Annotated in this window: 9 protein-coding genes; 1 reads left to right on the forward strand and 8 read right to left on the reverse strand. The window is 44.9% G+C overall.

What is annotated here, in order from left to right:
* Positions 1-139 precede the first annotated feature (139 nt).
* The 3 genes from J2Z34_RS17250 to J2Z34_RS17260 form a co-directional block, all read right to left on the reverse strand.
* Entirely contained in the window at positions 140-529 is a 390-nt protein-coding gene (locus J2Z34_RS17250; RefSeq protein WP_209461114.1) for a VOC family protein, read from the reverse strand.
* Between the two features lie 77 nt (positions 530-606).
* Positions 607-1,311: a DUF4386 family protein gene (locus tag J2Z34_RS17255; protein WP_209461115.1), complete on the reverse strand. Its 705-nt coding sequence runs from the start codon at positions 1,309-1,311 to the stop codon at positions 607-609.
* 66 nt (positions 1,312-1,377) lie between these two features.
* Positions 1,378-2,076 (reverse strand): Type 1 glutamine amidotransferase-like domain-containing protein, encoded by a 699-nt coding sequence (locus J2Z34_RS17260; RefSeq protein WP_209461116.1) that lies wholly within the window; start codon positions 2,074-2,076, stop codon positions 1,378-1,380.
* A gap of 218 nt (positions 2,077-2,294) precedes the next feature.
* Between J2Z34_RS17260 and J2Z34_RS17265 the strand changes: the two genes are divergently transcribed.
* Entirely contained in the window at positions 2,295-3,326 is a 1,032-nt protein-coding gene (locus J2Z34_RS17265; protein ID WP_209461117.1) for a polyamine aminopropyltransferase, read from the forward strand.
* A gap of 112 nt (positions 3,327-3,438) precedes the next feature.
* Here J2Z34_RS17265 and J2Z34_RS17270 read toward each other — a convergent pair whose 3' ends face one another.
* The 5 genes from J2Z34_RS17270 to selD form a co-directional block, all read right to left on the reverse strand.
* Entirely contained in the window at positions 3,439-3,807 is a 369-nt protein-coding gene (locus J2Z34_RS17270) for an iron chaperone (protein WP_209461118.1), read from the reverse strand.
* A 25-nt stretch (positions 3,808-3,832) separates the two neighbouring features.
* Positions 3,833-4,069, reverse strand: coding sequence for a putative Se/S carrier protein (locus J2Z34_RS17275; protein ID WP_209461119.1), 237 nt, complete (start codon positions 4,067-4,069; stop codon positions 3,833-3,835).
* Positions 4,066-5,208, reverse strand: a complete 1,143-nt coding sequence (locus tag J2Z34_RS17280; RefSeq protein WP_209461120.1) for an aminotransferase class V-fold PLP-dependent enzyme — start codon at positions 5,206-5,208, stop codon at positions 4,066-4,068. Before J2Z34_RS17280 ends, J2Z34_RS17275 begins: the two co-directional genes overlap by 4 nt.
* Before the next feature lie 64 nt (positions 5,209-5,272).
* A complete protein-coding gene (gene yedF, locus J2Z34_RS17285; RefSeq protein WP_209461121.1) occupies positions 5,273-5,890 on the reverse strand; it encodes a sulfurtransferase-like selenium metabolism protein YedF in 618 nt (205 codons plus the stop codon).
* An 11-nt stretch (positions 5,891-5,901) separates the two neighbouring features.
* On the reverse strand, positions 5,902-6,924 hold the full coding sequence (gene selD, locus J2Z34_RS17290; RefSeq protein ID WP_209461122.1) for a selenide, water dikinase SelD: 1,023 nt from the start codon (positions 6,922-6,924) through the stop codon (positions 5,902-5,904).
* Between the last annotated feature and the right edge of the window lie 310 nt (positions 6,925-7,234).

Here is a 7,234-nt window from a genome sequence, read left to right on the forward strand (position 1 = left end):
GATCCCTTTTAATTTTTGCCATGTTTAAAACCTCCGATTTAAGATTATTATAATCTTAAGCCAGAGGTCCAAACACAAAATTTTCTACACTCTCCTGCTCGTCTGATGACAAGCGGAGCTCTCTTAGTTTAGTAGTTTTTTACGATTCTCCTCTGGCGGCCTTTGCAGGGTCGTTGCCAGGGTAGTCAATGAGGATTGCCCTGAGACCATAAAGATCCATAACCTTCTCTTCCATGTTTCCTACTTTGAACTCGCTGATTATGTTGATTCCATTGGCCCTTACATCTTCAGCAGCCTTTTCGATACCATTCACTTTGAAATGGAAGCTTCTGAAATGTATGTCCTTCCCTGGTATTTCCAGGAGTTCAATTCCCTGGTTGCTGATGGCAAGCTTCACTTTCTTTCCATCAGGCATTGTCGCTTCACCTGAGAACTCGAATTCAAGACCCATTGTCTTCCCGAACATGGCTTTGCCTTCCTCGAGGTCCGGTACTCCAATACACAGGCGGTCCAGTCTCTCAACCTTCAATTCACTCACTCCCTCAATTTTGTTGTGATTTTCTATCTTGTTTTGATTATAACATCTATTCAGATATCATCTGCAATTTATATTATGCTTAGCCTCCTCAGCCTTATTGCAATCATTATGCAAAATATTATCCATGGTATTAGTGACAGAAGTGAAAATATTAGCCCGATCATTCCAGCAGTTGAAGGGACAACCATAAGGATTCCTGATATAAGACCTATTACTGCTGTTCTGTTGCTGAATGTCCCGCTTCCATACATAACCCTGGATATGAGCAGAAGTGTAATCCCATTTAGCACATAGTATGTATTGAAAGCTGTTCCTCTCCAGGTCTCTATCATTACCTGGGCAGCTGCCATAAGCATGCTTCTGTCAGTATCGCTTGCTGCCTTCTCAAATGCCCTGCTCAGTGACAGCATCTCAAAGGATGTGTTCGATGCGAAATATGCTGCTATGCCCAAAAATCCCAGAAGAATTGCTATCGCCATCAGGCTTTCATTCCGCTTCTTCAAAATAATATAAAGTGCTAGATAGATTACCGCAACAAGCACATTGTCGATGATATAAATAATGTCGAGGTGAATCAGACCAAGGAGCCAGCTTTTCCTGAACAGCTCGAACCACCCCTCTATTGTTTCAGGTGGCATTGAAATTGAGAAGATGACTATCTGGATTGGAATCAGGACTACCATAAGTATTGCGGCAACGCTTGAAATCCTGAACAACGTGCGCCATTCTGCATCCTTAGTGCCAATGCTAGCTGCATGAACAAGCTGTTCCATCTCTAACCCCCATTATAAATTTATTCATTCTATTTTGAATCCAGCTGAAATGTATCTTCTCCTTTGTCACGCTTGCCCGAGATATTCTGCAGGAATCTGCGATTCAATCAGTTTTCCTTCAAACCTTACCTCATAGGCATGCTTTCCAGGATGTGAACTGATTATCCTGAATATCTCATCATCCACATAATGAATTGCCACACTATCATCAGCTGCTATCCCTGCATGCATTTTCCCTGAAGCAATCAGTTCCTGGTATGCAGGTCGCCTGTCAGGCTCAGAGTCGTAATGTGGACAGTTGCTTCCTTTAAGGAATCCCAGGCATTCAAGAGGCTCTAGGCGGTCTCCGTATGAGTCGGTAAGCCCTTCCTCGAACCAGCAGATTGAGCCTGCGCTTATACCAGCTAGTACAATCCCCTTCTCCCATGCTTTTCTCAGGATCCTATCTAGTCCCCATTCCTTCCACAGTACAAGAAGGTTCTTTGTATTGCCGCCGCCGACATATATGATGTCCTTGTCCAGAACAAAGGCTTCGATGTCCCCTGATGGTGGTTTGAATAGGGACAAATGTGATGGCTGGCACTCCATTTTATTGAAGAAATCATAGAACCACGAGATACATATGTCAGAATCTCCGCTTGCAGTAGGAACGTAGCATATCTTGGGATTTTCTGCTCCGCTGCACTTAAGTATGTATCTGTCTATAAGCTCATTTTCAGGTTCAGTGGAGAAGCCACCTCCACCAAGTGCAACAATCTGCTTCATTCCATCACCTCCTGCATCTTTAATTACTTATATTCATATTACTTTTTTCAATATCAGTATATCAATACTATTACAGACTTTTGTCAACAAAATACCAACAAAATATTGATTGTTTGAGATATTTCTCCACAAATCCCTAAGCATTTCTCTTTGCATGGATAAAGTGAGATATGATACCATGAATTGAATAAGCTTAAAGACCATTTAAGAGGTATAAAATGATTAGTATAGAAAAGAACCAGGAAATTAAAACAGCTATAAGCGCCATTATGCAGTCTATGTTTGACCAGAGGAACTACCTGGCTGATATTCTCGAATATTTAGAAAAGCCACTTACTCCAGGAATGGAAAAAAAGGTAGAGACAATTCTGAAGAAATACGGAATGCCAGGCGAAAGCCTGGCATTGGATGAAAGGGTACTGACAGAAAATCCCTACTTTAAAAATATCAGGCTCGACAAGATCGAGACTCCGACTGTAAAGTATTCGAAAGATATCATTCCTAAAAGGACACTGATGAACACGGACTTCAACAGACAGCTCGGTAAATACCTGTTCCATTACCATCCTGTCGGATACTTCAATATTGATTTGGAGATGCCCTCTCTAAAGGAAGGAAATATTACCTGGATGTCCCCTGCTCCAAGTGAAATCATAAGCATGGGAGATGGGGTAGAGAAAGGCACAGGCAAATGCCTTACCATGGGGCTTGGAATAGGATTGCTGCCCTACTTGTGGCTCCTGAAGGATGAAGTCGAAAGCGTTACAGTCATTGAACATAATAAGGATGTAATTGACCTGTTCAACAAAGTCATCCTTCCTCAGTTCAATACGAGCAAGAGTCTCGAGATAATTCACGGGGATGCTTTTGAATACTTCACCGATGAGTTCCTGAACCGCTTTGATTATGCCTACATAGATTTCTGGGAATCAAACGAAGACGGTCTTGTTGATTATATCAGGCTGATGGAGAAGAAGGTCACTCTTCCACATATTGACTTTTGGATTGAAGAATCAATCCTCTCCCTTGCCAAGCAGATAGTTGCGCTGTACCTTATCACGCTTTATCAGGGACGCAGCATCACAGAATTCATAGCATCTTTAGATGAGGACAACAGAAGGTTAGCCAGGAAGGCCAACAAATTCTTCAAGAAGAGAACAGAAGTAATTTCAACCGAGGAAGAGCTTCTTTATCTGATTCATGACAGGAAGCTATTAAGAGAGCTGCTGTCTGTTCCTGTTTCCATGTAGCAGCCTCTGTAAACTTGCGGTTTCATACTTACAATAGTAAAGAGCTGTCAACGAGTCATTTATGACCCTTTGACAGCTCTTTACATTTACCTGAATCATATTATCGACTGCTTTACATCCACCTTGCATCGTTCTCTACAAGATCCCTTATCCTGCATTCAGCAAGCTTCCTGACAATTTCAACTGGTATTGGTTTGTCGTAAGGTATCTGTAGTACGCAGTCTGTAACCTTTTGTGCTGTCAGCTCAGCCTTGCATGCGCTGATAACTGCAGGTGTAGGACAGAAATTCATGTGCTTCTTGTATGCTGCTACCGTAAACAGTATCCTGTCATACGAAAATGCAGGTGTCCCCCATTTGAGCGCAACACTGGCTTCAGGAGCTGCATCAGAAAGGATAGCCATTATCTCCCTGAAATGCCTTTGCGCACCCTCAGGCAATGCTGCAACATACTCCTCAACTGTCTTGGGTTTGTCTGCCATACGACACCCTCCTTGTCAATAAATTCTATATCACAAGCTCATGGATAGACTCAAATGCCAGTCTCTCATCCACTATAAATTTGAATAAATGTACTTTGCTTTCCGGAGCATCTCTCCAGGCAAGCCCGCACCCAGCAGTTATTGCTGTCGGAACCGGAATCAGCCTGCCTTTGAAACCTGCAGCCTTCGCAGCCTCCTCAAATGCCATCGCTTCGGTAGTTGCATGGAATGTAACGACGCATTGAAGTTCCTTGGGTCTCATCTCTCTTCCTCCCCGATGGTCCTTAAAGCATCTATCGCCGCTTTAATTTCCTCCATGGTATTGAAATGGGAAAAGCTGAACCTTACCATTCCCTGCTTTTCTGTTCGGAATGTCCTGTGGACCAATGGTGCGCAGTGCGCTCCAGCACGCACGGCTATCCCGAACCTCTCATAAAGTTCATCTGCCAGCTCTCCTGCATCGATGTCCCTGATGTTGAAGGAAACCACCGGAGTACGTAAATCATCATTGAAATCACCATAAAGTACTAGTCCAGCGATATCCTTGATTCCGTCAAGGAAGGCCTTAGCAAGTTCAGACGCTTCCCTGAATATCCTGTCCTGTCCGAAGCCCTTTATATATCCGCAAGCTGCAAGGAGCCCCGCCAGGCCATGTACATTCATGGTACCTGCCTCAAGCCTCTCGGGGAGAACCCCCGGCATACCCATTGCAAAGCTGTCCATACCGGTTCCACCATATACCAATGGTTCAGGCACAACCCCTTCAGCAAGACAGAGAGCTCCTGTACCCTGAGGGCCAAGAAGGCTCTTGTGCCCAGATAGGCATAGCGCTGATATTCCATGCTTTTCCATATCTATCGGAAGTAGACCAGCTGTCTGGGCAGCATCCAGAATAAAAAGGAGGCCATAGCTTCTGCAGAGGTCACCTATTGCCTTGATGTCCATAACATTTCCAGTGACGTTTGAACCATGTGCGATTACAATCGCCTTCGTATCAGGCTTTATGGCACTCTCAAAGGCTTCAATTGCCACTCTTCCATTGCTGTCGCCAGGGAGAATATCAAGTATGATCCCCTTAGTCTCCATATGGTACAGAGGCCGAAGAACGCTGTTATGCTCCATTGCTGTAGTTATGCATCTATCTCCAGGCGAAAGAAGTCCCTGGATAGCAATGTTCAGGCTTTCAGTAGCATTGGAGGTAAATATAACCCTTGAAGGATCCTTCACATTGAAAAGCTCTGAAACTGCCACCCTGGCCTTGTAAACCAGCCGGCCAGCCTCCAGCGATGCGCCATGCGCACCCCTTCCGCTGCTCCCTGTTCCCTTAAGTGCCTGGAATACAGCTTCAGCTACTTCGGGCGGCTTATGGTATGTAGTTGCAGCATTATCCAGATAAATCATGAAACGTACCTTCTTTCCATCTCTTTCCTCATCAGGTGTCGGTGAGGAAGCCCTTATTTGGCTCTTATGGCCTTACAATCTTCGATGCCTTCATCTGCTTCTCAGCTATTACATACATGTTCGTAACTGACCCCACTCCCAGCTTTTCAGTGATGCCGTAGAAATTCAGGCAGGTCCCGCATGTAAGTATCTCAACTCCCTGGGATTCCAAAAGCTTCAAGTCAGGCAGCGAATCGGATCCCTGCACGGACAGCTTCGCCCCGTTGTTGTAAAGCAGTATTGATTGGGGGAGGATGTCCTGCTCTGTGAGGGCATAAATGAACCCCTTCATCAGAGTATGTCCCAGCTTCTCGTCTCCTTCACCCATCTTGTCAGACGAGAGTACCACAACGGTGTTTCCTTTGATGCCGTCAGGTATGCACTCAACCGCTTCTGCGATGTCTGAAATAAATGGCTCTGATTCCGGTACCGTCAGTGTTACTATATATTCTGACTCATCAACCTTTATGGATGATACGGGAATATTCTTCTGGCTGGCCATCTTGCTAAGGTTCTGCACAGCAACATAGTTGTCAACTGTTACTTCAACAGTGTCGCCTGAATTCATTCCTGCAAGTATCTTTTTCGTTTCGACCACAGGCATGGGGCAAGCTTTACCTCTGGCATCAAGTTCCTTTTTCATATCACTACCCCCTATTTTATAATAATTCTTTTATCATCAGAGTGCGTGATTCTGCCAACTATTCCGCATGGCATTCCCAATGACTCTATCTCAGTTATAGCTGATATGGCATCTTCACGAGGAAGGCTCACAAGAAGTCCTCCCGAAGTCTGCGGGTCAAAAAGAATCTCCTCCAAGGCAAACGGTACATCCTTGAAAACCACCCTGTCTCCTAAATGGTTTCGGTTCTTCTGGGCTGAAGCAGTTATGAAGAACTCATTTGCGTAGTGTACGGCTTCCCTAATGTACGGCACCTCAATGCTGTCTATCTCAGCACCATATTCATCTCCGACCATCTCCATGAGATGTCCCAGAAAACCAAATCCAGTAATATCTGTGCAAGCGTGCACATCGTACTTCCTGAAGATTTCAGCAGCATATTTGTTGAGCGTCGTCATTGAACGCACCGCCTGTTCCATGGCCTCCTCTGAGCTCTCACCGATCCTGTCAGCCGTGCAGACTATTCCAACTCCAAGTGGTTTTGTCAGTATCAGGAGGTCTCCGACCTGACAGGTGTTGTTCCTGTATATCCTGTCCGGATGAACTATTCCCGTTACCGATAATCCATACTTCACATCAGTGTCATTTATCGAGTGTCCCCCGGCAAGAGACCCTCCTGCTTCCATCACCTTTTCGCTGCCACCCTGTAGAATCTTCCCCAGGATGTTCAGATCCATGGTCTCAGGGAAGCAGACTATATTAAGTGCAGTCTTTACTTCGCCACCCATGGCATAGACATCTGACAGAGCATTTGCTGCTGCGATCTGCCCGAATGTATAGGGATCCTCAACCATTGGAGGAAAAAAGTCCAGGGTCTGTACAAAAGCAATATCATCAGTAAGCTTGTACACTGCAGCATCATCAGAGCTGTCAAAGCCTACCATCAGATTGGGGTCAATGGGCCTTGGCAGCTTTCCAAGAACTGATTCAAGGATTCCTGCACCAAGCTTAGCGGTACACCCTCCACCCTTGCAGAATAATATATCTTCCTTCATAATTACCTCATTTCGGAATAAATCATATTAATAGTCCAGATCCTGATAACTTTACAGGTCTGTCTCCTCTTATTATACAGATATTCTTTTTCAAGTATAACCAGAGCACAAAAGAAATGGATCAGAAGATACCCATTTCAAAACCCCTTATCGTTCTCCCCATTTCGGTTACTTGATCTATGCAATTTTGGTTTTCAGAACTGATATCTCCTTGGAAATCAGTACCGCCGGCTTAGCCGGCGGTTTGCACAGACCCTATAAGGGTCTATAACCTGCTGCACCCGTAGGGGTGCATGAGGCGGCCGCCAAC

The sequence above is a fragment of the Youngiibacter multivorans genome (assembly GCF_017873395.1).
Lineage (GTDB): Bacteria > Bacillota > Clostridia > Clostridiales > Clostridiaceae > Youngiibacter > Youngiibacter multivorans.

What these genes read in the sequence shown, in the direction of transcription:
- J2Z34_RS17255 (WP_209461115.1), bottom strand. Translation starts at nt 1,311, where the DNA reads ATGGAACAGCTTGTTCATGCAGCTAGCATTGGCACTAAGGATGCAGAA.
- J2Z34_RS17260 (WP_209461116.1), bottom strand. Translation starts at nt 2,076, where the DNA reads ATGAAGCAGATTGTTGCACTTGGTGGAGGTGGCTTCTCCACTGAACCT.
- J2Z34_RS17265 (WP_209461117.1), top strand. Translation starts at nt 2,295, where the DNA reads ATGATTAGTATAGAAAAGAACCAGGAAATTAAAACAGCTATAAGCGCC.
- J2Z34_RS17270 (WP_209461118.1), bottom strand. Translation starts at nt 3,807, where the DNA reads ATGGCAGACAAACCCAAGACAGTTGAGGAGTATGTTGCAGCATTGCCT.
- J2Z34_RS17275 (WP_209461119.1), bottom strand. Translation starts at nt 4,069, where the DNA reads ATGAGACCCAAGGAACTTCAATGCGTCGTTACATTCCATGCAACTACC.
- J2Z34_RS17280 (WP_209461120.1), bottom strand. Translation starts at nt 5,208, where the DNA reads ATGATTTATCTGGATAATGCTGCAACTACATACCATAAGCCGCCCGAA.
- yedF (WP_209461121.1), bottom strand. Translation starts at nt 5,890, where the DNA reads ATGAAAAAGGAACTTGATGCCAGAGGTAAAGCTTGCCCCATGCCTGTG.
- selD (WP_209461122.1), bottom strand. Translation starts at nt 6,924, where the DNA reads ATGAAGGAAGATATATTATTCTGCAAGGGTGGAGGGTGTACCGCTAAG.